The organism is Melissococcus plutonius ATCC 35311, assembly GCF_000270185.1.
Taxonomy (GTDB): Bacteria; Bacillota; Bacilli; order Lactobacillales; family Enterococcaceae; genus Melissococcus; species Melissococcus plutonius.
Genome location: NC_015516.1, coordinates 1,427,481 through 1,452,989, shown reverse-complemented (window position 1 = coordinate 1,452,989; position 25,509 = coordinate 1,427,481). Strand labels below are relative to the sequence as shown.

General features: G+C 33.2%; 19 protein-coding genes, 4 pseudogenes and 1 riboswitch. Of the genes and pseudogenes, 20 read left to right on the top strand and 3 right to left on the bottom strand.

The window, feature by feature from the left end; genetic code table 11:
- Window positions 1–148: 148 nt before the first annotated feature.
- The 5 genes from hisS to glgA all read left to right on the top strand — a co-directional run bounded on the left by hisS (window position 149) and on the right by glgA (window position 7,354).
- A complete protein-coding gene (gene hisS, locus MPTP_RS06210; protein WP_013774239.1) occupies window positions 149–1,438 on the top strand; it encodes a histidine--tRNA ligase in 1,290 nt (429 codons plus the stop codon).
- Window positions 1,439–1,463: 25 nt separating this feature from the next.
- Window positions 1,464–3,230 (top strand): aspartate--tRNA ligase, encoded by a 1,767-nt coding sequence (aspS, locus tag MPTP_RS06205; RefSeq protein ID WP_013774238.1) that lies wholly within the window; start codon window positions 1,464–1,466, stop codon window positions 3,228–3,230.
- Window positions 3,231–3,639: 409 nt separating this feature from the next.
- Complete coding sequence (locus MPTP_RS06200) at window positions 3,640–4,782, top strand: glucose-1-phosphate adenylyltransferase (RefSeq protein WP_013774237.1); 1,143 nt, start codon at window positions 3,640–3,642, stop codon at window positions 4,780–4,782.
- Window positions 4,772–5,911: a glucose-1-phosphate adenylyltransferase subunit GlgD gene (gene glgD, locus MPTP_RS06195; RefSeq protein WP_041363486.1), complete on the top strand. Its 1,140-nt coding sequence runs from the start codon at window positions 4,772–4,774 to the stop codon at window positions 5,909–5,911. The genes MPTP_RS06200 and glgD overlap by 11 nt, the downstream gene beginning before the upstream one ends.
- Before the next feature lie 3 nt (window positions 5,912–5,914).
- Window positions 5,915–7,354, top strand: a complete 1,440-nt coding sequence (glgA, locus tag MPTP_RS06190; protein WP_013774235.1) for a glycogen synthase GlgA — start codon at window positions 5,915–5,917, stop codon at window positions 7,352–7,354.
- A gap of 123 nt (window positions 7,355–7,477) precedes the next feature.
- Here the strand turns inward: glgA and MPTP_RS06185 are convergent, their stop codons facing one another.
- Entirely contained in the window at window positions 7,478–8,089 is a 612-nt protein-coding gene (locus tag MPTP_RS06185; protein ID WP_013774234.1) for an FUSC family protein, read from the bottom strand.
- 153 nt (window positions 8,090–8,242) lie between these two features.
- Window positions 8,243–9,202, bottom strand: a complete 960-nt coding sequence (locus MPTP_RS06180; protein WP_013774233.1) for a Gfo/Idh/MocA family protein — start codon at window positions 9,200–9,202, stop codon at window positions 8,243–8,245.
- 124 nt (window positions 9,203–9,326) lie between these two features.
- Here MPTP_RS06180 and MPTP_RS06175 point away from each other — a divergent pair.
- From MPTP_RS06175 to purB, 7 genes and pseudogenes are all read left to right on the top strand, one after another.
- A pseudogene (locus MPTP_RS06175) lies at window positions 9,327–9,859 on the top strand (hypothetical protein).
- A gap of 182 nt (window positions 9,860–10,041) precedes the next feature.
- Complete coding sequence (locus MPTP_RS06170; protein ID WP_013774231.1) at window positions 10,042–10,671, top strand: glycoside hydrolase family 73 protein; 630 nt, start codon at window positions 10,042–10,044, stop codon at window positions 10,669–10,671.
- A 201-nt stretch (window positions 10,672–10,872) separates the two neighbouring features.
- Window positions 10,873–10,970, top strand: a riboswitch (purine riboswitch).
- A gap of 108 nt (window positions 10,971–11,078) precedes the next feature.
- Window positions 11,079–11,660, top strand: coding sequence for a xanthine phosphoribosyltransferase (locus MPTP_RS06165; RefSeq protein ID WP_013774230.1), 582 nt, complete (start codon window positions 11,079–11,081; stop codon window positions 11,658–11,660).
- A 3-nt stretch (window positions 11,661–11,663) separates the two neighbouring features.
- The gene (locus tag MPTP_RS06160; RefSeq protein WP_013774229.1) at window positions 11,664–12,992 is read left to right on the top strand and encodes a nucleobase:cation symporter-2 family protein; all 1,329 of its coding nucleotides are present in this window, start codon (window positions 11,664–11,666) and stop codon (window positions 12,990–12,992) included.
- A 400-nt stretch (window positions 12,993–13,392) separates the two neighbouring features.
- Entirely contained in the window at window positions 13,393–13,881 is a 489-nt protein-coding gene (purE, locus tag MPTP_RS06155; protein ID WP_013774228.1) for a 5-(carboxyamino)imidazole ribonucleotide mutase, read from the top strand.
- Window positions 13,874–14,995, top strand: a complete 1,122-nt coding sequence (gene purK, locus MPTP_RS06150) for a 5-(carboxyamino)imidazole ribonucleotide synthase (protein ID WP_013774227.1) — start codon at window positions 13,874–13,876, stop codon at window positions 14,993–14,995. The genes purE and purK overlap by 8 nt, the downstream gene beginning before the upstream one ends.
- Before the next feature lie 12 nt (window positions 14,996–15,007).
- Window positions 15,008–16,300, top strand: coding sequence for an adenylosuccinate lyase (gene purB / locus MPTP_RS06145; RefSeq protein ID WP_013774226.1), 1,293 nt, complete (start codon window positions 15,008–15,010; stop codon window positions 16,298–16,300).
- Between the two features lie 51 nt (window positions 16,301–16,351).
- On the opposite strand, the gene MPTP_RS06140 is transcribed toward purB, so the two are convergent.
- Window positions 16,352–16,741, bottom strand: coding sequence for a hypothetical protein (locus MPTP_RS06140; protein WP_013774225.1), 390 nt, complete (start codon window positions 16,739–16,741; stop codon window positions 16,352–16,354).
- 261 nt (window positions 16,742–17,002) lie between these two features.
- Here MPTP_RS06140 and purC point away from each other — a divergent pair.
- The 8 genes and pseudogenes from purC (at window position 17,003) to purH (ending at window position 25,505) form a co-directional block, all read left to right on the top strand.
- Window positions 17,003–17,720, top strand: a pseudogene (purC, locus tag MPTP_RS06135) (phosphoribosylaminoimidazolesuccinocarboxamide synthase).
- Window positions 17,721–17,734: 14 nt separating this feature from the next.
- The gene (purS, locus tag MPTP_RS06130; protein ID WP_013774222.1) at window positions 17,735–17,989 is read left to right on the top strand and encodes a phosphoribosylformylglycinamidine synthase subunit PurS; all 255 of its coding nucleotides are present in this window, start codon (window positions 17,735–17,737) and stop codon (window positions 17,987–17,989) included.
- On the top strand, window positions 17,989–18,675 hold the full coding sequence (purQ, locus tag MPTP_RS06125; RefSeq protein WP_013774221.1) for a phosphoribosylformylglycinamidine synthase subunit PurQ: 687 nt from the start codon (window positions 17,989–17,991) through the stop codon (window positions 18,673–18,675). Before purS ends, purQ begins: the two co-directional genes overlap by 1 nt.
- Complete coding sequence (gene purL / locus MPTP_RS06120) at window positions 18,669–20,894, top strand: phosphoribosylformylglycinamidine synthase subunit PurL (protein WP_013774220.1); 2,226 nt, start codon at window positions 18,669–18,671, stop codon at window positions 20,892–20,894. Before purQ ends, purL begins: the two co-directional genes overlap by 7 nt.
- Complete coding sequence (gene purF / locus MPTP_RS06115) at window positions 20,879–22,312, top strand: amidophosphoribosyltransferase (protein WP_013774219.1); 1,434 nt, start codon at window positions 20,879–20,881, stop codon at window positions 22,310–22,312. The genes purL and purF overlap by 16 nt, the downstream gene beginning before the upstream one ends.
- 32 nt (window positions 22,313–22,344) lie before the next feature.
- Window positions 22,345–23,394 (top strand): annotated as a pseudogene (gene purM / locus MPTP_RS06110) (phosphoribosylformylglycinamidine cyclo-ligase).
- Window positions 23,391–24,011 (top strand): phosphoribosylglycinamide formyltransferase, encoded by a 621-nt coding sequence (gene purN, locus MPTP_RS06105; RefSeq protein WP_013774217.1) that lies wholly within the window; start codon window positions 23,391–23,393, stop codon window positions 24,009–24,011. The pseudogene purM and the gene purN overlap by 4 nt, the downstream one beginning before the upstream one ends.
- A pseudogene (gene purH / locus MPTP_RS06100) lies at window positions 23,974–25,505 on the top strand (bifunctional phosphoribosylaminoimidazolecarboxamide formyltransferase/IMP cyclohydrolase). Before purN ends, purH begins: the two are co-directional and overlap by 38 nt.
- The last annotated feature ends 4 nt before the right edge of the window (window positions 25,506–25,509 follow it).

Genomic DNA, 25,509 nt, shown 5'->3' with positions numbered 1-25,509 from the left:
GGTGGTACCGTGGATAAGTAGTTATTCGCCCTTGTAAATAAAGACAAGGGCGAATTTTTTATTTATAGGTATTTTAATCATCCATCATTTACCTATTCAATAAATAGAGTAAAAAGGAAGGCAGACTTTATCAAGAAAGGAAATCAATATGAAATATCAAAGACCAAAAGGAACAAATGACTTATTACCCTCAATGTCAGAAAAATGGCAATTTATTGAAGAAACTGCTCGTTTGCTTTTTAAAGATTATCAATATAAGGAAATTAGAACACCTATTTTTGAAAATTACGAAGTTATTGCTAGAAGTGTTGGCGATACAACAGATATTGTATCAAAAGAAATGTATGATTTTTATGATAAAGGCGATCGCCATATTACCTTAAGACCTGAAGGCACAGCGCCAATCGTGCGTTCATTTGTTGAAAATAAACTATTTGGACCTGAATATGCAAAACCTTATAAAACTTATTATATGGGACCAATGTTTCGCTATGAACGACCACAAGCGGGAAGACTCCGTCAATTTCACCAAATTGGTATAGAAACCTTTGGTAGTGAAAATCCAGCGATTGATGTTGAGGGAATGGCTATGGCATTAGATTATTTCAATCAACTAGGGATTAAACAAATTAAATTAGTTATCAATTCCTTAGGAGATAAGGAAACACGAACCAATTATCGACAAGCCCTCATTGACTATCTTGAGCCAAGGATCGATGAACTAAGTGAGGATTCTAGGCGAAGACTCTATAATAATCCGCTTAGAGTATTAGATAGTAAAGATAAGAAGGATCAGTTTGTTGTTTCTGAAGCCCCTTCCATTCTAGATTATTTAAGTGAGAAGTCTAAAGTCCATTTTGATACAGTCATCAATATGCTGAATGCCTTAAACATTACCTATGAGATTGATAGTAATATGGTACGTGGATTAGATTATTATACAAATACAATTTTTGAAATTATGAGCGAAGCACCTGGAATGGGTGCACAAGCGTCAATTTGTGCAGGTGGCCGTTATGATGGGTTAGTCGAAGAACTCGGTGGTCCAGCTACTTCTGGCTTTGGTTTTGCCATGGGAGTTGAACGCCTACTTTTGACTATGGAAGCAGAACAGTTGACAATTCCATCGGCTGATTATTTAGATGTCTATGTTGTTGGTATTGGTGAAGAAGCTAATTTGGAATCTTTAAAATTAGTACAAGCTATTCGAAATTTTGGCTTTTCTGCAGATCGAGATTTTATGAATCGCAAACCAAAAGCACAGTTTAAAACAGCAGATAAACTAAAAGCTCAACTTGTTTTAACGATTGGTAGTGAAGAATTATTGGAACGCAATGTTAAGATTAGATCGTTAAAAGATCATAAAGAACAGACTTTTTCATTCGATGAAGTTTACGATGACTTTTCAGCTATTTACAGTAGAATGCTGGCGGAATAATTTGATGAAATTGAGGGGAAAATCAATGAAAAGAACAATTTATTGTGGTGATGTAACGGAAAAATATTTAGACAAGGAAATTATTTTAAAAGGATGGGTACAGAAACGTCGAGATCTTGGTGGATTGATTTTCATTGATCTAAGAGATCGTGAAGGAATTATTCAGGTTGTTTTTAATCCTAAATTTTCAACAACTGCTTTTGAAATTGCGAATAAGTGCCGTAGTGAATATGTTATTGAAATTACAGGAAAAGTAGTTTATCGTGAAGCAAATGCCATTAATCCAAAAATGAAAACAGACAAGGTAGAAGTGGTTGCTACTTCGGTTACTATTTTAAATGAGGCAATAACAACGCCTATTTTAATTGATGATAATGAAAAGGTGAACGATGAGCTACGTTTAAAATATCGTTATCTAGATTTAAGACGTCCTAAAATGACAAAGAACATTAAATTACGTCATCAAGTGACAAAGGCTATTCGAAATTATTTAGATGACAATGCCTTTATTGATATTGAAACGCCTTACTTAGCAAAATCTTCACCTGAGGGGGCCAGAGATTATTTGGTTCCTTCCCGAATTCATGCTGGTCATTTTTATGCATTGCCACAATCACCACAAATTTTTAAGCAATTATTAATGGGAGCCGGCTTTGATCGGTATTATCAATTGGTGCGTTGCTTTAGAGATGAAGATTTAAGAGGAGACCGTCAACCTGAATTTACTCAGGTTGATATTGAAACCACCTTTTTAACAGCTGAAGAAATTCAAACGATGACAGAAGAAATGATCGAAAGGGTAATGAAGGAAACAAAAGGAATAGAAGTGACCTTGCCTTTCCCAAGAATTAGTTATGATGAAGCAATGGCACGTTTTGGTAGTGATAAACCTGATACTCGTTTTGGCATGGAATTAATTGATATTATAGATATTGCTCAGAAAATTGATTTTAAAGTCTTTAAATCGGTATTAGAAAATGGTGGTCAGGTAAAAGCATTAAATGCTAAGGGGGCAGCTAGCAAATATTCACGAAAAGATCTAGATCATCTGGCTCATGATGCTGAACAATATGGTGCGAAAGGATTAGCCTGGGTAAAAGTCGAAGAAGACGGTCTAAAAGGCCCTATTGCTAAATTCTTAATGGATGTTTCTGATGAATTGATTCAAAAAATGTCAGCACAAACAGGTGATCTACTGATATTTGTAGCCGATACACCTAACGTAGTTGCAGCCACACTTGGTGCTATGCGTTCTCGTTTTGGTAGAGAACTAGAAATGATTGATGAATCTGCGTTTAATTTTTTATGGGTTGTTGATTGGCCATTATTTGAATATAGTGAAGAACAGGATCGCTATATTGCTGCTCATCACCCATTTACTCAACCACAAGCTCAAGATATCCAATGGTTATTAAACGATCCAGAAAAGGTTTATGCAGAAGCCTATGATATTGTATTGAATGGTTATGAATTAGGTGGCGGATCGCTACGTATCTATCAACGTGAACTACAAGAAAAAATGTTTGAAGCTTTAGGGTTTACAAATGAGGTTGCCGAAGAGCAATTTGGTTATCTTTTAGAAGCATTAACCTATGGCTTTCCACCACATGGTGGCATTGCACTTGGATTAGATCGTTTTGTTATGTTGCTCGCTGGAGAAGAGAATATTCGTGAAGTAATTGCTTTTCCAAAAAATAGCAAAGCAGCTGACCCTATGACAAATGCACCGAGTCTTGTCTCTAATGAACAATTAGTAGAATTAAACTTAGAAGTTATAGATATAGAAGATTAAGCATTTAGTAAAAATACAACTATATTAATTATAAAAAAAGGTATGAAATTTTTATTTCATACCTTTTTTGTATTTTTAAAAATATTTTTAACTATTTATTTATGTTTGCTATCAATTTTGTAAATATATGAAAATTGATTGTTTTAACTAAATTTTTATTTTACATCTAAGATTGTTATGAAAGATGATCGTTGATGAATTATGTATTTGATAATAAACAGGTGAATTTTCCTTTCTTCTATCATATCTTTCGAGATTGTTAGAAAAATAAGGTAAGATAAAAGTAAAGATTTCGCTCACAAATAAAAATATGGAAACCTATAATAAAAAATAAGTTAACTTTATGTTATTTTTAATAAGAAATAACAAACGAGAGGAGGAAGATATCGATTTTTTCGGTATCCATAAAATGAAAACTGAGATGCTTGCAATGATTTTAGCTGGTGGACAAGGGACCCGGCTAGGAAAACTGACTAAAAATATCGCAAAACCAGCCGTTCCTTTTGGAGGACGTTATAGAATCATCGATTTTACATTAAGTAATTGTGTTAATTCTGGTATTAATGATGTAGGAGTGGTTACTCAATACCAACCTCTAGCGCTTAACAATCATATTGGTAATGGAGCAAGTTGGGGATTAGATGGCATTAATTCTGGATTAACGATTTTGCAACCTTATTCAAGTACAACAGGAGAAAAATGGTTTGAAGGTACTGCTCATGCGATTTATCAAAATATTTCGTATATTGATCAAATGGATCCACAATATGTATTAATTTTGTCTGGTGATCATATTTATAAAATGAATTATGAAGTAATGTTGGATGAACATATAAAACATCAAGCAGCTTTAACGGTAGCTGTTATTGAAGTTCCCTTAGATGAAACCTCACGTTTTGGTATTATGAATACAGATGAAAATGATCGAATCGTTGAATTTGATGAGAAACCTAAGCATGCAAAGAATAACTTGGCATCAATGGGAATATATATATTTGATTGGGGTAAATTACGAAATATTTTATTGAAAAGCTATGATAAAGATGGACAAATGGTTGATTTTGGCCACCATGTCATTCCCTTATATATTGAAGAAAATGAATTAGTATATGCTTACCGATTTAAGGGTTATTGGAAAGATGTTGGAACAGTAGGATCACTCTGGAAAGCAAACATGGAATTTATTCAACCAGATAATAAATTAAGAATGCAGGATCAAGATTGGCGTATTTATTCTAAAAATATGATCTTTCCCCCACATTTTGTTGGGCAAACAGCTGAGGTTAGAAATTCAATTGTTTCAGACGGTTGTTTTGTAGAAGGAAAGGTTACTGGAAGCGTGCTTTCAACAGGAGTTAAGATAAGAAGTAGAGCAGTGATTAAAGATAGTGTCATTATGCCGGGAGCAACAATTGGTAAAAACGTTATAATTCAAAATGCTATTGTTGGTGAACATGCCGTTGTCGGTGATGATACAGTGATCTCAGAGAAAAACAAAATTGCTGTGGTTGGGAATTCAGAAGTGATAGGAGTGAAGACCCATGAGGATTAATAAAATGTGTGCCATTTTTGGAAATGTCTTAAAATTTGATGATTTGCTGCCATTAACAGAACATCGTCCACTTGATACACTGCCTTTTGATTGTAAATATCGATTGATTGACTTTCCATTATCAAGTATTGTAAATGCCAATATTAATAATATTTTTATGGTTTTTAATGAGGGAGAAACTCGTTCTGTTTTTGATCATATTGGTGGCGGCAAGGAGTGGAATCTAGATTCTCTCCAAAATCGTTTTTTCATTTATTTTTATCAAGATTTTTTAAAACAAAAAGCAGATGGCTTACCCTATTTTGCAGAGATTATTGATTATTTAGAAAAATCTGAATCTTCCTATACGGTATTTATGGGGAGCAAACCTCTATGTACAGTTAACTTAAGAAGTGTTTTAAGGGGTCATTTAAAAGCTGGAAAGTCAATGACTGTTGTTTATAAGGAAGTTTTACGTAAAGACACAGATAAAATGGATTTATCTTTACGAATTGGTACGTATGGTGATGTGTCTACAGCAGTTCCAGCATTAGAAGAAAAACAAGAAAAAATTGCTTTGTGCATGGATATATTTATTGTTGGTACACAATGGTTAATTCAACAATTAAAAGAAGCTCAAACAATGAATGGACCAGTAAGTATTCAAGAATTTTTACGTAATCACCTAGATACAACAGATTGTTATGCTTATGAATATACAGGGTATCTAAGTAATATACATGATATCTCTTCCTATTATCAAGCAAACATGGACATGTTAGTAACAAATAAATTCGATAATTTGGTATATGATTATCAAAGAATTTATACAAAAGTTAGAAATGAATCGCCCACCTATTATGCATCAACATCTACTGTAAAGGATAGTCAATGTGCCACTGGATGTATGATTGAAGGAACGATTGATCATTGTATGATTTCACGAAGAACAAGAATTCGTCAAGATGCCTATATTGCTCACTCTGTGGTTATGTCTAATGCCACAATTTATGAAAATGCAAAGGTAGCATATGCAATTTTAGATAAAAATGTTGTCGTAAAACCAGGTATAACAATTAAAGGAACAGCAAACAAACCAGTAGTGATTGCTAAAAATAGTGTAGTAACAGAAGATGTTATTGGAGGATAAGCGATGAATGTATTATTTGCAGCGGCAGAATGTGCGCCTTTTTTTAAAACTGGTGGACTTGGTGATGTGATAGGAGCTTTACCAAATGCACTAGCAGAAAAAAAGACAACTGTTTCGGTTGTTTTACCCTATTTTCCATTTTTGCCAGAGATGTATCAAAAAAAGTGCAAAAAATTAATTCGTTTTCAATTTGATTTTAATGGGAAAAAACGCGTTTGTACGCCTTATTCCTTGAAAAAGAATCAAGTAACTTACTATTTTTTAAAAAATGAGGATTATTTTGAGCGTAAAAATATTTATGGTTATGAAGATGATGGCGAACGTTTTGCATTTTTCTCATGTGCAATTTTGCAGATGATGGATACCTTGAATAATTACCCAGAAATCATACATGTTAATGATTATCATACAGCTGTTTTACCCTTATTATTGAAGACTTATGGCAAACATAAAAAAGAATATGCAGTTATTAAAAGTATGCTAACGATTCATAATATTGAATTTCAAGGAGAATTTAATCCGGAGAATTTACAAAATTGGTTTCAAATTACCCATTCTTCACTAGGTGAAAATGCAAACGAATTTAGTCAGACATTAAATTTTTTAAAAACAGGAATTTTATATGCCGATCATATTACAACTGTAAGTCCCACTTATGCTAAAGAAATCCAAACAACGGCGGGGGGAAATGGGCTAGATAAACTATTACAAAAAAGAAAGATCGATTTAACAGGCATACTGAACGGCATTGACGATACGGAATATGATCAAAAACATGCACCAGATTTGGTTCAACATTATTCTGCTGAAACAATCAATAAAAAATATATAAATAAAGCAGATCTACAGAAAAAATGCCATTTACCTGTTGATAAAGAAAAAATGCTCATGGGTATTGTAAGTCGCTTAACCAAGCAAAAGGGCATGAATTTATTGGCAGATGTCCTATCAGAATTGGTAAATGAAGAAATTCAACTAGTTGTTTTAGGAACAGGCGATCCAAGGTGTGAAAAAGCTTTTCAGGAAGCAAGTAAAAATTATCCGCAAGTGATTCAGGCATACATTACATTTGATAATGCTTTGGCACAACAAATTTATGCGGGTGCGGATCTTTTTTTAATGCCTTCAGCTTTTGAACCTTGTGGATTATCACAAATGATTTCCATGCGCTATGGGACTATTCCCTTGGTACATGAAACAGGTGGATTAAAAGATACAGTTATTTCTACTAATGAAAAAAACGGCATAGGAACTGGTTTTGGGTTTGAAGAATTTACAACACAAGAATTAAAGAAAACGATTCAATCAGCTTTAGATACCTATCAAAAAAACCCACTACTTTGGAAGCAGATCATGCAAACAGGTATGGCAAAAGATTTCAGTTGGGAAAAAGCAAGTCAACAATATATAGATGTCTATGAACAATTGCTGCATAATCATTAGTTAAACTTGCATTTAATAAAACTAATAGTAGATTTCAATACTATTGAAATCTACCATTAGGTTTTTATAGTTTATTTTTCTACCTTACATCCAATTGAATCAATGAAAAAATGTTTTTGTTTATCAGGTACTTGATTGATTCTTATTTTTCTCTTCTTCCATTCGTTTTTTAACAGACATACGTAATTGTTGTAGTTCTTTTTCTTTTTCAGTTAATTTTTTTATGTCTTCCTCGATCTCTTTTTCCTTTTCAATTGGTTTGGGTTTTAGGATAAAATTAAGACCAATTGCGATAAAAGTACCAATAAATGTATCAAAAATTCGTTCGATAGTATAATGAATGGAGTCTGCTTGTGGAATACTTAATGAAATAATCAAAAATGTTGAAACCGCAGCAATAATACCAGAATTATTATTAATACTATCAGAAATAACAATAACCAATATAATAAGCAAGGGTAACAGCAGTAATTCGGATAAAAAAGTATTTGTAAAATAATTTTTTGTTAATATAACAAAAATCAGTGCTAACGTTCCACCAATGGTATTACCAATAATGCGAAAACGACTAAATGATAAGGTCGTTGTTAAATCCTGTCTTAAAGAAAAAACAGCAGACAAACTCGCAATCATAGGAGAGCCACGACCTAAAAAATGAAATAACAAGACACATAGCATAACAGATAAAGCAGATTTTAAGGTACGCATACCTAAACGAAAGGGTCCTATCGACATAAAATATTTTTCTCCTCTAATCCAATTGTTTCAATAAAATAGCAAGAATTATTCATCCTAAAATTAAATAAAAAAGGTGAAAAGGAAAATTATTCTCATGAAGTTAGAATCATTGAAATAACCCTATTAAGTTAGGTTTTTAAATAATACAAATTAATTATTTACTGATTGCCAGATATTTTGCATTTGATCAAGGATGCTGATCACTTCATGTGTAAAAAATAAAGACTGATTAGGTAATTTTCCATCAACCATTTTCACCATGTTGTTAATTTCATAATTCATTGCCTCTGTTTGATTGCCGGTAATAATTGTTTCTGTAGTGCCATCATTAAAATAAACATTTGCTTGATTTGCTCGTGGGTAATTATCAATAGTAATATACGCATTTTCAAATGAAAGAATACCTTGCTTAGGCATTTTTGCTTGAAAACTAAGTGAGATAACTGCAATCTCTTTTTCCTTATCTTGTAAAATCGTTGCTGACTGTTCGTCAACGCCAGTTGAAAAAGGCAACATAGTCGTTGCAACCACCTCTGGTTGCGAAGCTAAAAACCAACGCGCAAAGGAAACGGCATAAGTACCAATATCTAACAAGGCACCTCCAGCTAGGTTGGGATTGAAAAATCGATTGGTTGGATCAGGTTCCTTATAACTGCCAAAGGGTGCTTGAATCATTTTTAAACGACCAAACCGATTCGCATTTATTTGTTTTCTTAACTCTATATATAATGGCATATTAAAAAGAGTCATTGCTTCAGCTAAGACCAAATTTTTCTTTTTTGCTAAAGCCATGGCTTCTTCTAATTCTTTTTGAGTTGTTGTAATGGCTTTTTCACATAGAACATGTTTGCCGGCGTTCAAAGCTTGTAAAATATATTCGATATGTTGTTTATTTGGTACAGCAATATAAATGATTGTGATCGTATCATCATGTAACAATTCTTCATAAGAGCCATAAGCACAAGGAATAGAAAATTCATTGGCAAAAGCTTGAGCCTTATCTAATTTCCTTGAAGCAACTGCAGCAATTTCGCTATTCTTTTGATCAAAGTAGGTAGCAAAACTAGTGGCAATCCCACCTAATCCAACAATTCCCCAACGATGCAACATTAAAAAATCCCTCCAAAATTAACTAAATTAGTTTAAACAAATGCTTAATTCTATTATACTAAAAAATGAAGAATACTGCATGGATTAATTTTTCATAAAATTTAGCAAAAATGGAGGAATTATTATGCATCAAACCTATATCGACATTATTATTGACGCAATTATTGAACAGTATGAAAATGAAGAAAATTTTTATCAAGAATATTTGCAATTAACCAAAAAAGAATGGGATTGTTGGAAAAAAGGCCAAGGAAAACTATCAAATGAAGCAATGCAGAAAGTTAAAAATATTTTCACGGATTATGAATGGATGCTGGTACAAAAGATATTAAGACAAACTATTTTATTTCCTGAGAAAAGAAATACGGCTTTGTCTGATTATAAATGGTTGAAAACAACAATTGCAAAAAAATGGTTGCAATCAGGGAGTGCTGTAGCCGAATTAATAACATTAAAAGAAGATAAAGAAAAAAAATCCAATCTTTTATTGATTTAAAGGTAACTATTTCATACGATGTATGGGGATTTGATGATATAGTAACGTTTAAACTCCCTTCTATTTTACAACCACAGCTAGAAGGCGGAACAAATATTCAATTGCTTGATTGGGTAAATGAGAAATTGACAGAAACCTATGTAGCGGGGAATGACTATTAATTGGCAGTTTTAAGTAAATAGCTAGAATCATCTATTTCGTTTAATTGAATAATTGTTTAGGTTTCTTTCAATTAAGGGTTGTCTATCCATTAAAATATTGTTATAATCATCAAATTAGATGAATTAGTATTAGTGATATATTTTGAAATATTCATAATATATTGCCACAAAGTAGGTAATTTATGACTGCTAGAAAATATACAAAAAGAAAATCGAATAAAGCTAAATTTCCTTTGTTATTACTATTTATTGGTGTATTTATGGTTGGTATTTTTATTTTTTCGATTACTATGTTATCTGGAATGAATGAGAAAAAAAATGATACATCTGCCCAACAAGTAAAAATTACTAAAGCTGAATTTGTTAACAAAATCAGTCCACATGCAAAAGAAATACAATTGTCGTATGGTGTTTTGCCTAGTATTATCATTGGACAGGCAATTTTAGAATCCAATTTTGGACAAAGTGAATTAGCCATGAATTATAATAATCTATTTGGAATCAAAGCTTATGGTGAACAAAAAAAGGTAACTTTAGAAACCCAAGAGTATGTGAATGATGTTTGGATCACTATCCAAGGAGACTTTCGAGTATATAAGAGTTGGGAAGAATCAATGAATGATCATGTTCATCTATTTGTAAATGGTGTTAGTTGGAATCCTCGACTTTATAAGCATGTTTTATTAGCTAAAAATTATAAAGAAGCGGCATATGCACTTCAAAAATCAGGATATGCTACAGATCCAGATTATGCTGAAAAAATAATTAATGTAGTTGAAACTTACCATTTAGATAAATATGATCATCAATGAAACAAATGACCTTTCTCTTCTTAGCTGGATACATAAAAACAATGATAAATGATTCGTTGTAAAGAAACATAGATTGATAAAAAAGAATTAAAATGAACCAACTAATTAATTGAATCACTAATACTATCTTTATTCTAAATGACTAATGAATTTTTAATAGAGATAAAGTTTTTATTGAAAGTTTCTGTTTTTTATACTAGAGTAAAGAAAAACAAATGTACTTATATATGGTCATAATAAGGTTGACCGTTTCTACCCAGCACCGGAAATGTTGGTCTATAAGTAAAGAAGTGTCTTTAACGAACTCTTTTTTGCTTATGCGAAAAAGAGTTTTTTATTTTGAGAATTTTACAAAATATGTAAAAAACTAGTGAATGATTTATATAATTAGGAAAAGGAGAAAATTGATGGAAGAATTGATGAAACGAATCGAAAAAGATGGAAAAATAGCGAGTGATGGTGTACTAAAGGTAGACAGTTTTATCACACATCAGGTAGATCCAATGCTAATGCAAGCGATTGGAAATCGCTTTGCAGAAGTTTTTATGAATAAAAATATAACAAAGGTAGTTACCTTAGAAACTTCTGGAGTGGCACCCGCTTTATATACAGCACAACAGCTAAAGGTCCCAATGATATTTGCAAGAAAGGCAAAAAGTTTAACCATGGATGAAGAATTATTAACTGCATCTGTTTATTCATTCACTAAGCAAGTAACAAGTCAGATTGCTATTTCTAAAAAATTCTTAACTAAGCAAGACAACGTAGTGATTATTGATGATTTTTTGGCGAATGGGCAGGCGGCAAAGGGATTAATTGAACTCTGCTATCAGGCTGGTGCATCTGTTCAGGGAGTAGGAATTGTTATTGAAAAGTCTTTTCAACAAGGACGTAAATCGTTAGAAGAACTAGGAATTCAAGTTGTTTCATTAGCTAGAATTGCTTCATTGAAAGATGATAAAATTGAATTTTTAAAGGGAGACGCATAGTAAATGGAAAAAGCTGAGCAGACACCAAAAATTAAAAACGGCAAAGCAGCTATCTTGGGATTACAGCATTTACTAGCCATGTATGCTGGTGCTGTAGCTGTTCCGCTATTAATTGGTACAGAATTAAATTTTAGTCCGAAGCAAATGACTTATTTAATTTCGATTGATATTTTTATGTGTGGCGTTGCTACCTTATTACAATTAACGATAAATCGTTTTTTTGGTATTGGACTGCCAGTTATACTGGGCTGTGCCATTCAGGCTGTTGCACCCTTGGGAATGATTGGTCATGAAAAGGGAATTGGGGCAGTTTATGGGTCAATTATTATTTCTGGAATCTTTGTAGTATTGATCTCTGGTTTCTTCTCAAAAATAAAAAAACTTTTTCCTCCTTTGGTGACTGGCATTGTGATTACAGTGATTGGATTAACCCTAATTCCGGCGGCAATAGAAAAAATTGGAGGTACTTCTTTAGGTGCTAAAAATTTTGGTGATCCGATTTACCTATTTTTGGCTTTTGTGACAGTGGCATTGATTATTTGTATTCAAATTTTTGGAAGAGGATTTATGCGTTCCATCGGCGTTTTAATTGGATTACTTGGTGGAACCATCTTGGCTTGGCTTCTTGGTAAAGTGGATATTTCACCGGTTTCACAAGCAAGTTGGTTTCATTTTCCTCAACCGTTCTACTTTGGACATCCAACATTTGATCTCTGGTATACTGTATTAATGATCGTTATTTCTATTATTAGTATGATTGAATCAACTGGTGTCTATTTTGCATTGGGTGATTTAACAGGAAAAACCATTAGTGAAACAGAATTAAAAAAAGGATATCGTGCTGAAGGATTAGCTGTTATTTTAGGTGGAATATTTAATACATTTCCTTATACAGGATTCTCACAAAATGTAGGTTTAGTTCAACTTTCAGGAATTAAAACAAGAAAACCAATTTATTTTTCAGCTTTCTTCCTAATTTTATTAGGGTTACTACCAAAGGTAGGTGCTATTGCACAAATTATTCCTGAATCTGTACTTGGAGGCGGAATGTTAGTGATGTTTGGGATGGTAGCTGTTCAGGGAATGAAAATGTTATCAAAAATCAATTATGAAAATGATAAAAATTTATTAATTATTGCTATTTCAATTGGTTGTGGATTAGGATTTAATATTACTCCTGCATTGTTTAATCATTTACCTGAAACAGTTAGAATGTTTGCCGGCAATGGTATTGTGGTCAGTAGTATTTTAGCTGTTTGTCTTAATTTATTATTCAATGGGATTAACAATGAAAACAATCAAGAATTACCAGTGAGTAAAAATATAAACTAAGCTGAATTTGAAAACTAATGATAAATAATTTTAAAAATTTCATTAAATAAATACCTTTATCTTTAAAATCTGACTACAATGAAAGAACAATTAATAAAAAATAAAATAAAATTATTTTGATGAAAACTTTATAAAAGAATTTTTATAAAGTTTTCATCATTTTTAAACAGTTATACTTTTATTTAAATATTGGAATTACCATTGTTTTTACAATGAATTTATTATTTAATAGAGAGAGCCTTGCTATGTAGTAATACGTTTATTTATAGAAAAACTGCTTGTATCCTTTTAAAATAATACGAACGATTATCTTATATGATTTATTATTATTCGAATTTTGTTTTGACAGTATTTTCTTTACTTGATAGAATGAAAGAAATGGAAAAGAAAGGAAATGAAAATGTTGCCAGTTGTTTCTGTTATTATGGGAAGTACTTCTGATTGGGAAACTATGAAATATACATGTGAAGTCTTAGAAAAATTTGCAGTTTCTTATGAGAAACAAGTCATTTCTGCTCATAGAATGCCAGATGAAATGTTTGAATTTGCAGAAAAAGCACAAGAACAAGGTATAAAAGTCATTGTTGCTGGAGCTGGTGGGGCAGCACACCTGCCTGGAATGGTGGCAGCTAAGACAACATTGCCGGTTATCGGTGTGCCTATTCAATCGGAAAGTTTAAATGGTATAGATTCATTACTATCCATTGTTCAAATGCCTGGCGGTGTTCCCGTAGCTACTACTGCCATTGGTAAGTCTGGTGCTTTAAATGCTGGATTGCTAGCAGTTGAAATACTTTCTATAAATGATGTAAAATTAGCTAAGAAGTTAATTGATGAACGTCAACTTCTTAGAGAAACTGTAATGGAAAGTAGTGATAATCTTGAATAAACCACTGTTACCTGGTCAGGTAATTGGAATTGTCGGTGGCGGTCAACTTGGTAAGATGATTGCCTTAAGTGCAAAAAAATTAGGTTTTTATGTAGGAGTTTTAGATCCAGCAGCAGATTGCCCAGCCTCACAGGTAGCTGATTGGCAATTATTAGCAGATTACAATGATATTGATGCATTAAAAGAACTGGCACAATATACACAAATTGTGACCTATGAATTTGAAAATGTCAGCGTGGAAGCACTCACTGAAATTGAGGATTTAGTAAGTATTCCTCAAGGAACCGACCTACTAGCCATTACACAAGATCGTTTACTCGAAAAATCATTTTTAGAAGATAATAATATTATTATTGCTCCTTATGCTACGATTGTTAGTCCAACAGATATTCAGGATGCGATTGATGGTATTGGTTATCCTTGTATATTGAAAACAACACATGGCGGATATGACGGTCATGGTCAGTATATTTTACACAATCCTAGCGATCTTGTGCCAGCAATGGAATTGTTAAGGCAGGGGGCTTGTGTGTTAGAAGCTTTGATTCCCTATGAAAAAGAAATTTCAATTTTAATATCTGGTGATGGACAGAAAAATTATACAACCTTCCCAGTCGTTGAAAATATTCATAAAAATAATATTTTATACGAAACAATTGCTCCTGCTAGGATTGCAGATGAGGTGATTGAAGAAGCAGAGCGCATTGCTAGGGTCATTGCAGAAGCAGTAAACTTAGCAGGCACTTTGGCTATCGAGATGTTTTTAATGAAAAGTGGCGGAATTTATGTTAATGAATTAGCACCACGTCCACATAATTCAGGTCATTATACGATTGAGGCTTGTTCTTTTAGTCAGTTTGACACCCATGTACGTGGCATATGTTCTTGGGCAATGCCAAAAGTTGATCTTCTTTCTAAGGCAGTTATGGTAAATATTTTGGGTGATGAAATTTATGGTACACTAAATCTGATTAAAGAAAAACCTCAATGGCAATTCCATTACTATGGCAAAAAAGAAACAAAACCAAAGAGAAAAATGGGACATATTACCATATTAACAGATTCCATTGAAACCACCTTAGAAGAGATTTCTAATACAACTATTTGGAATTAAAGGAGTTTTTAAATGATTGATCGCTATACAAGAGCAGAAATGGGAAATATTTGGACAGATACCAATCGTTATAAAGCTTGGCTTGAAGTAGAAATTTTGGCGAATGAGGCATGGGCAGAGTTGGGAGAGATATCCAAAGAAGATGTTAAAAAAATTCGAAAAAATGCTTCATTTACTAGTGAAAGAATTTCAGAAATTGAGCAAATAACCCATCATGATGTAGTCGCATTTACCCGAGCAGTTTCTGAAAGCTTAGGGGAAGAGCGCAAATGGATTCATTATGGATTGACAAGTACAGATGTTGTAGATACAGCATATGGTTATCTATTAAAACAAGCAAATGACATCTTACGTGAAGATTTAAAACGACTAACCGCAATTATTGGTGAAAAGGCTGAAAAATATAAATATACAGTGATGATGGGAAGAACCCATGGTGTTCATGCAGAACCGACTACCTTTGGATTAAAACTTGCTATGTGGTATTCAGAAATGAATCGAAATATTGAACGTTTTGAACATGCTGCTAAGGGTGTTGAAGCTGGTAAAATTAGTGGAGCTGTGGGTACTTTTGCTAATATTCCTTTGTTTGTTGAGGAATATATATGTAATCAACTGGGAATTCGACCTCAAGAAATTTCTACACAAGTTCTGCCAAGGGATTTACACGCCGAATACTTTGCTTCAATGGCATTGGTTGCCATGAGTATTGAAAAATTTGCTACAGAAATTCGTGGATTGCAAAAATCAGAAACAAGAGAAGTAGAAGAGTTTTTTGCTAAAGGCCAAAAAGGTTCTTCTGCTATGCCTCATAAAAGAAATCCTATCGGTTCTGAAAATATGGCTGGATTGGCACGTGTTATTCGCGGACATATGGTAACGGCCTACGAAAATGTTGCTTTATGGCATGAACGTGATATTTCACATTCATCGGCTGAGCGAATTATTATTCCTGACACAACCATTTTACTTGATTATATGTTGCAACGTTTCGGTACAATTGTAGAAAATTTAACTGTCTTTCCTGAGAATATGAAAAGAAACATGGAAGCCACATTTGGCTTGATTTATAGTCAGCGTGTATTGTTAAAACTGATTGATAAGGGTCTATCAAGAGAAGAAGCTTATGATTTAGTTCAACCAAAGACAGCTTATGCTTGGGATCATCAAACTGACTTTAAATCACTTCTTCAAGAAGATGAGAAAATCACGGCAATTTTATCAAAAGAAGCGATCGATGACGCCTTTGATTATCAGTATCACTTAAAAAATGTAGATAAAATCTTTAAACGTGTTGGATTATAAATAAATAAAAAAATACTGTAAAATTCGCATGGAAGAATTTTACAGTATTTTTTATATTGAGGTTGGTGATGGATAAGAAACCATAGATTCTGTAATTGTTTGTTTTAGTAAAACTAATAGTTGAACAATGAAATCGTAAGGATATTTCTGCTTATTGAAAAATATTTGAATATGGTAAGTATTCTTTAAGAAATGCTGTTCGTGTGTTTGATAGATTAATAATTCATCACTATGGGCATTTTGATAAGAAAAAGAACGCGTACGTCGTTTTGAATATTTTTTTGCAATCCCTTTCACATTCCTCAATGTATAATAACAACGATGCTCATTTGTTTGATGAACTTCTTGTAAGGCGAGTAGGTCGTTGTAAAGTACAGCTTGTTCATCTTTTGTTAAACCAGCTAAAAAATTTTTAGCGTCGGTGAGATAATCAAGATGCATTTATTTGTTCCTCCTAAATAAATTTCAATAAATATACACTAATAGAATACCATGTACTGTAATATTTGTAAATATTTATACATTTTAAAAAAGAGACAACTGTATGAATTATTTGATAAAACACGAACTTTATTGTGTATATCAATAAATATAATTAACTTTTTTGTTGACTGATAAAATAAAAATTGCTAAACTGTAAATAGATAAACACGAATTATATATTATTTTTAATAAAAAATGTACATAATAGAGGCGATTTAAATAAAAAAAAATGAATTAATCTATATTGGAAAAGCTAAAAAGATATATTATACGAACGATACGGATATATTGAGAGTGGTTTATTTAGATCAAATCACTGCATTGAATGGATTGAAAAAAGATAAAATGATCGGAAAAGGACAATTAAACAATCAAATATCTTCATTAATTTTTAATTATTTAAATCAATTTGAAGTACCTAATCATTTTATTAAACAAATCAATAGGCAGGAACAATTGGTGAAAAAAGTAGAAATCATTTTATTAGAGGTCGTTGTGCGAAATTATGCAGCTGGAAGTCTATCAGAACGTTTAGGCATAGAAGAAGGAAGTGAACTCACTTTCCCAGTTTTAGAATTTTATTATAAAAAAGATAAATTAGGAGATTCTATGATTAATGACAATCATATTCAATTACTTAATATTGCAACAAAAAAATGAAATAAATCAGATCAAGCAAATGGCTTTAACTATCAATCAACTACTGCTTAAACTTTTTGATCAGTTATCTATTCGGCTGATTGATTTTAAATTAGAATTCGGAAGAGATAAGGATGGCAAGATTCTTTTAGCGGACGAAATTTCACCAGATACTTGTCGTCTATTGGATAAACAAACAAATGAACGTTTGGATAAGGATCTTTATCGTAAAGATAAGGGCAATGTCCTTCCTGTTTATCAACAAGTTTTACAGCGTTTACAGAAAATTTATCAATAAAGGAGAAAAAATTTATGGCAAAACAGGTCGAAATCTATGTTACCTATAAACCATCTGTATTTGATCCACAAGGAGAAGCTGTGAAAAATGCACTGTATCGTATGGACTACGAAACAGTCAAGGAAGTGCGTATAGGAAAATATTTTGAGTTAACAATTGAGGAAGATAATCAACCAATTGAAACGGTGATTGAAGAAATTTGTGATCGATTATTAGCAAACATTCAGATAGAAACCTATCAATACAAAATAATGGAGGAAGTCTACTAATGCGATTTGCTATCATTGTATTTCCTGGTTCTAATTGTAATGAAGATCTATTTTGGGCGATTAAAAATGTTTTAGGGCAAGAGGCAGCCTTTGTTCATCATGATACACATTGTTTAGCTGATTTTTATGCAGTATTGTTACCTGGAGGATTTTCTTACGGCGATTATCTACGTTGTGGTGCTATTGCTCATTTTTCATCAGTTATGACTAAAGTTGTTCGTTTTGCAAATGAAGGAAAGCCTGTTATTGGTATTTGTAACGGATTTCAAATATTGACAGAGATTGGGCTATTACCAGGAGTTTTGATTAAAAATAATTCATTGCAGTTTGTTTGTAAAGTTTCATCAATCAAGATAGAAAATAATCAAACAATATTTACTAAAAACTACCAAAAAAATGAAATCATTCATTTACCGATTGCCCATGGCGAAGGAAATTATTATTGTGATCCATTGACACTAGAACAATTGCATGAAAATAATCAAATTGTTTTTTCCTATGAGGGAGAAAATCCTAATGGTAGTCTTGGAAATATTGCAGGAATAACAAATAAATACGGAAACGTTTTAGGTATGATGCCTCATCCAGAAAGAGCGATGGAAATGTGTCTTGGTTCTAAGGATGGCTGTAAGTTATTTTATTCGCTTATTCAATCTCATCAAAAGGCAGTGATGAATCTATGTTAATGGTTGAAAAAGAACCAACACCAATGAAAATTAAAGAGCAAAAAATATATTTAAATTTAGGATTAACAGAAATAGAGTATAAAATAATTTGTGATCAAATTCTCAATCGATTACCAAATTACACTGAACTTGGACTTTTTTCGGTGATGTGGAGCGAGCACTGCTCATATAGGCATTCCAAATCTATTTTAAAACAATTACCGACAAGTGGACAACGTGTATTACAAGGGTCTGGCGAGGGAGCAGGTATTGTAGATATTGGTGATAATTTGGCAGTAGTATTTAAAATAGAGAGCCATAATCATCCGTCTGCAATTGAACCTTTTGAAGGAGCTGCAACAGGCGTTGGTGGGATTATTCGTGATATTTTTAGTATGGAAGCTAAACCCATTGCTTTATTGGATTCTTTACGATTTGGTGAATTAGATCATTCAAAGACAAAATATTTAATGACGGAAATTGTTTCAGGAATTAGCAATTATGGAAATTGTGTTGGCATTCCTACGGTTGGAGGCGAAATTGCATTTGATACTTGCTATGAAGATAATCCATTAGTTAATGCCATGTGTGTGGGATTAATTCATCATAAAGATATTCAAACGGGTCAAGCAAAAGGAGTTGGTAATATTATTATGTATGTTGGTGCCAAGACTGGACGTGATGGTATCCATGGAGCCACCTTTGCTTCTGAAGAATTTGTTCAAGAAGAAAATCAACAGCGTTCAGCTGTTCAAGTGGGCGATCCATTTATGGAAAAACTTTTGCTAGATGCCTGCTTAGAATTAACTTCAAAACATGCGGATAGTTTAATTGGCATACAAGATATGAGTGCAGCTGGTTTAATCTCATCAAGTAGTGAAATGGCAGATAAAGCTGATATGGGCATGCTGATTCACTTAGACCATCTTCCTCAAAGAGAAGATGGCATGACACCTTACGAGATGATGTTATCAGAATCCCAAGAACGCATGTTACTTTGTATTAAAAAAGGGCATGAACAAAAGGTTGAAAATATATTCAAAAAATACAATCTTGATGCTGTAGCAATTGGCATAGTAACAGATGACCGACGTTATCGAATCAATCATCAAGGGAAGGAAGTTGCTAATGTTCCAGTAACTGCACTGACCCAGCCACCGATCCATCATAAAACACACATTAAGTTTGATCGAATACAACATTTTTCTTTAGGAAAAGACTTTCAACCTATGATAAAAGACCCAGCAACCACACTGCTTCATTTACTTCAACAACCAACAATTGCTTCAAAACGCTGTGTTTATGAAACGTATGATTCACAAGTCTTAACAAATACAGTCATCCTACCAGGTAGTGATGCAGCTGTTTTGCGGATTCGTGGCACAGAAAAGGCATTAGCTTTGACGACCGATTGTAATAGTCGTTATCTTTATTTGAATCCTAAAATTGGTGGGCAAATAGCTGTAGCAGAAGCCGCTCGAAATATTGTTGCAAGTGGGGGACGACCATTGGCAATTACAGATTGTTTAAATTATGGTTCACCAGAGAAAGAAGAGGTTCTTTGGGAATTAAATGAATCTGTAGCTGGCATTGCTAAAGCTTGTAATCAATTAGGTATTCCAGCTGTATCCGGTAATGTTTCTTTATATAACGAAACAAATGAGCAGGCAATTTATCCGACTTCAATTATTGGTATGGTAGGACAAGTTGAAAAAATGGCAGATGTTACTACACAATTTTTCAAGAAGGCTGATGATCTTATTTATTTAATTGGTGAGACGAAACCAGATTTTAATGGAAGTGAATTGCAAAAAATGCAATTAAATCAAATAGCCGAAGGAAGATTGATGGATTTTGATTTAGCTACCGAAAAACAGCATCAAGAATTAGTTTTAGCGGCTATTCAAGCTGGGATGGTTGTTAGTGCGCATGATTGTTCAGAGGGAGGTGTTGGAGTGGCTTTAGCTGAAGCCTGTTTTGAAAATGACTTAGGCATTAATGTGACTCTTGATTTTCCTTCTAGCTGGCTATTTTCTGAAACACAATCTCGTTTTATCCTCTCTATCTCACCTGAAAAACAACAAGTATTTGAACAATTGATAAAAGAGCATGGTATATGTATTGGTTCAGTTACTCAAACAAAGAATTTAGTACTTAATACAGTTGATCATCAAATCTGTTTAGATCTTCAGATTGCTAAAAAAAGCTGGGAGGATGCCTTACCATGTCTGCTGAAGTAAGAAGTTTAAACGAAGAATGTGGGATATTTGGTATATGGGGTCATGAACAAGCCAGTCAAATCGTTTACTTCGGTTTGCATTGTCTACAACATCGTGGACAGGAAGGCGCTGGCATTATTTCAAATGATCAAGGAAAATTATTGGGACATCGTGATCTTGGATTGCTTGCTGATGTATTTAAAGAAGAGGATGCATTAAAAAAACTAACAGGAACAAGTGCTATCGGGCATGTTCGCTATGCAACTGCTGGAAATAGAACCATTGAAAATATTCAACCCTTTTTATTTAACTTTTGTGATGGTTCATTTGGTCTAGCTCATAATGGTAATCTGACAAATGCAACTACATTGAAAAAGCAGTTAGAGCGTTCTGGAACTATTTTTCAATCCACTTCAGATACTGAAATATTAATGCATCTCATTAGAAAGAATAAACAGCCAACCTTTATTGAACGCTTGAAAGCGAGTTTAAATCAAGTCAAAGGTGGTTTTGCTTATCTAATGATTACAGAAAAGAATATGATTGCCGCCTTAGATGCCAATGCCTTTCGTCCTTTAGTAGTCGGACAAATGAAAAATGGTGCCTATATTATTTCTAGTGAAACTTGTGCCTTAGAAGGAGTAGGAGCTACCTTTGTTCGAGACGTTCAACCCGGAGAAATTATTATCATTGATGATAATGGTTGCTATTCCGATTTTTTTACAAAAAATACCAAGCATTCAATCTGTTCAATGGAGTTTATCTATTTTGCACGTCCTGACTCAACCATTGCTGGTGTAAATGTTCATACCGCTAGAAAAAATACGGGTAGACGTTTAGCGATTGAAGCACCAGTAGAAGCTGACATGGTCATTGGTGTTCCAAATTCGTCATTATCGGCTGCTAGTGGGTATGCTGAAACAAGCGGAATTCCTTATGAATTAGGTCTAGTTAAAAATCAATATATTGCTCGTACCTTTATCCAACCTACCCAAAAATTAAGAGAACAAGGTGTCAAAATGAAACTGTCAGCAGTTTGTAGTGTTGTTAGTGAAAAAAGAGTTATTATTGTAGACGATTCAATTGTTAGAGGAACGACAAGTCGCCGAATTGTTCGTCTTTTAAAAGAAGCGGGTGCCAAGGAAGTCCATGTTCGAATTGCTTCACCACCAATAAAATATCTCTGTTTTTATGGTATTGATATTCAAACTAAAGAAGAATTAATTGCTTCCAACCATTCGGTTGAGGAAATCCGTCAGTTGATTAATGCTGATTCATTAGCTTTTCTCAGTGAAACAGGCTTAATTCAGGCAATTGATCTTCCTTATAAAAATGAACCTTATAATGGACTATGTATGGCTTACTTTAATGGGGATTATCCAACGCCACTTTATGATTATGAAAATGAATTTTTAACTGCTCTTTCTATTTCTTTATAATGAAATTAAGAATAGCTGAAAGGAAAAGTAAAATGAAAAATGCTTATACAGAGGCAGGTGTAGATGTCCATGCAGGATATGAAGCTGTCGATCGAATCAAAAAATATATGGAAAAAACAAAGCAACCTAATATTCTCCAAACGTTAGGAGAATTTGGTGGATGTTTTGATTTAAGTCAATATAACTTCAAAGAACCTGTTTTAGTTTCTGGAACTGATTGTGTGGGTACTAAATTAATGATAGCAAATCAGATGAATCAACACCAGACCATTGGCATTGATTGCGTAGCCATGTGTGTAAATGATATCTTGGTGCAAGGAGCAAAACCGCTATATTTTTTGGATTACATTGCAATTGGAAAAAATAATCCAGCCAAAATTGAAAAAATTGTTTCAGGAATTGCTGAAGGCTGCTTGCAATCTGAAATGGCATTAATTGGTGGAGAAACAGCAGAAATGCCAGGAATGTACAGTGAAAATGATTATGATCTAGCTGGTTTTGCTGTAGGAATTGCTGAGAAAAAACAATTAATTACAGGCGAAAACATAAAATCCGGTGATCTTCTTATCGGATTACCATCAACAGGTATTCACTCAAATGGATATTCACTTGTCCGCAAAATAGTAAACTCACAGCAGTTTTCCTTGCACCAGTCTTTATCAGAATATACCGATCAATCGTTGGAAAAAATATTGCTGACACCTACAAAAATCTATGTAAAAGCGTTAATGCCATTAATTCAAAAAGAATTAATAAAGGGAGCTGCACATATTACTGGTGGTGGATTCATTGAAAATATTCCTAGAATGCTGCCAAAGGAAGTCATGGCAGTCATCCACACACAAAGTTGGCCTTTACTGCCTATTTTTCAATGTTTAAAGCAAGTTGGTTCACTTTCAGAAAAAGAGTGCTATGAAATTTTTAACATGGGAATTGGTATGGTATTTGCTATTTAACCAAATGATTTAACCGAAGTTCAATCATTATTAAAAATGTTACATGAACCGAATTATCTAATTGGAGAAGTGGTTATTAAAAATAAAAAGCAGCAGTCAATTCTTATTCAAGGAGCAACTAAATGAAAATAGCTATATTTGCTTCTGGAAATGGGAGTAATTTTCAAGCAATTTTAGACGTGATAAAAGAAAAAAAGCTACCTATTTCTATCGAATTTTTATTTTGTGATCAACCTCAAGCTTTTGTGATAAAAAGAGCACTGAAACAGTCAATTCTTGCTTATTGTTTTTCTCAAAAATCATTTACTACTAAGGAAGAATATGAAATGGAACTATTAAAATTATTAAAAAAACATCAGGTAGAATGGATCATTTTAGCTGGATATATGCGTTTAATTGGCACAACCCTTTTAAAATACTATACAGAAAGAATTATTAATATTCATCCATCATTATTACCAAATTTTAAGGGAATGCACGCCATTGAAGAGGCCTATCAAGCGGGTGTTGCTCAAACAGGAATCACTATTCATTATGTTGATCAAGGAATGGATACTGGGACAATTATTGCTCAAGAAATAATGCCTATTTCAAAAGAGGATACTTTAGAAAGTTTAGAGAAAAAGATTCATCAATTAGAGCATCAATTATACCCAAAAGTTTTGGCTGATATATTCACAAAGGCAGAAAGGAAAAAAACAAAAGATGCGAAAAAAGCGAGCGTTAATAAGTGTTTCGAATAAAGAAGCTATTATTCCATTTGCCAAGGAATTAAGCTATCAAGGAATTGAAATCATTGCAACAGGAGGAACAAAGAAACAATTAGATGCAGCAAAAATACAAACCATAGCGATTGAAGAAGTTACAAATTTTCCTGAAATATTATATGGTCGTTTAAAAACCTTACATCCTAAGATCCATGGTGCTCTGTTAGCGCGAAGAGATCTTCCAGAACATCTCGCTTCGTTAGATGACTACCAGATTCATCCCATCGATTTTGTTTGTGTCAATCTTTATCCTTTCAAGGAAACTATTTTAAAACAAGCAGACTTGGCAGAAGCCATTGAAAATATTGATATTGGTGGTCCAAGTATGCTACGAAGCGCAGCAAAAAATTATCAAGACGTCACAGTTATTGTCGACCCATCAGATTATCCTAAAATTTTGGAAGAAATAAAAGAGGCGGGTCAAACCAAGCTGACTACTAGACAACAATTAGCGGCAAAAGCCTTCCAGCATACAGCTACTTATGATACCTTAATCGCTACCTATTTAACAGAGCAATTTGACATGAAAGAAAATGCTAGTCCACTTCTTTCTTATGAACTAAAAGAAAATTTACGTTACGGTGAAAATAATCATCAAAGCGCAAACTTTTATCAATCCAGTTTACCAGTACCTTATTCAATTGCTCATGCTAAACAACTACATGGGAAAAAATTATCCTATAATAATATTAAAGATGCAGATGCTGCCTTGCGAGTACTACAAGAATTCGATGAACCAACAGTGGCTGTGATTAAACACATGAATCCATGTGGTATTGGCATTGGAGACACCATTCAGGAAGCTTATGATTATGCTTATGAAGCAGATCCAGTGTCAATTTTTGGTGGCATTGTTGCTTGTAATCGACCTATTGAAATTGAATTAGCTAAAAAAATGCATCAATTGTTTTTAGAAATTATTATTGCACCTGCATTCTCAGAAGAGGCCTATCAACTATTAAGCAAGAAAAAAATCTTCGTTTGTTAACGATTAATTTTCAAAAAACGATAAAAAAAGAAAAAGAGATTGTATCCGTTTTAGGTGGACTTCTTATTCAAGAGAGGGATCAATTAATTGATACTATCGATCAGTGGCAAGTTGTCACTAATCGACAACCGACCAAGGAAGAATGGTATGCATTACAATTCAACTGGAAAGTAGTTAAGCATGTAAAAAGTAATGCAATTGTCGTTGGCAATACGAAGCAAACATTAGGCATTGGTGCAGGACAGATGAATCGAATTTGTTCGGTAAAACTAGCCATTGAACAGGCAGAAAGAGCAGAAGACATCGTTTTAGCAAGTGATGCTTTTTTCCCAATGGCTGATAGCGTTCAATATGCTGGAGAACAAAAAATAAAAGCGGTTATTCAGCCGGGTGGCAGTATTAAAGACCAAGCTTCAATCGAAATGGCTAATCAGTATAATATTGCCATGGTCTTTACAGGTACTAGACATTTTAAACATTAATAAA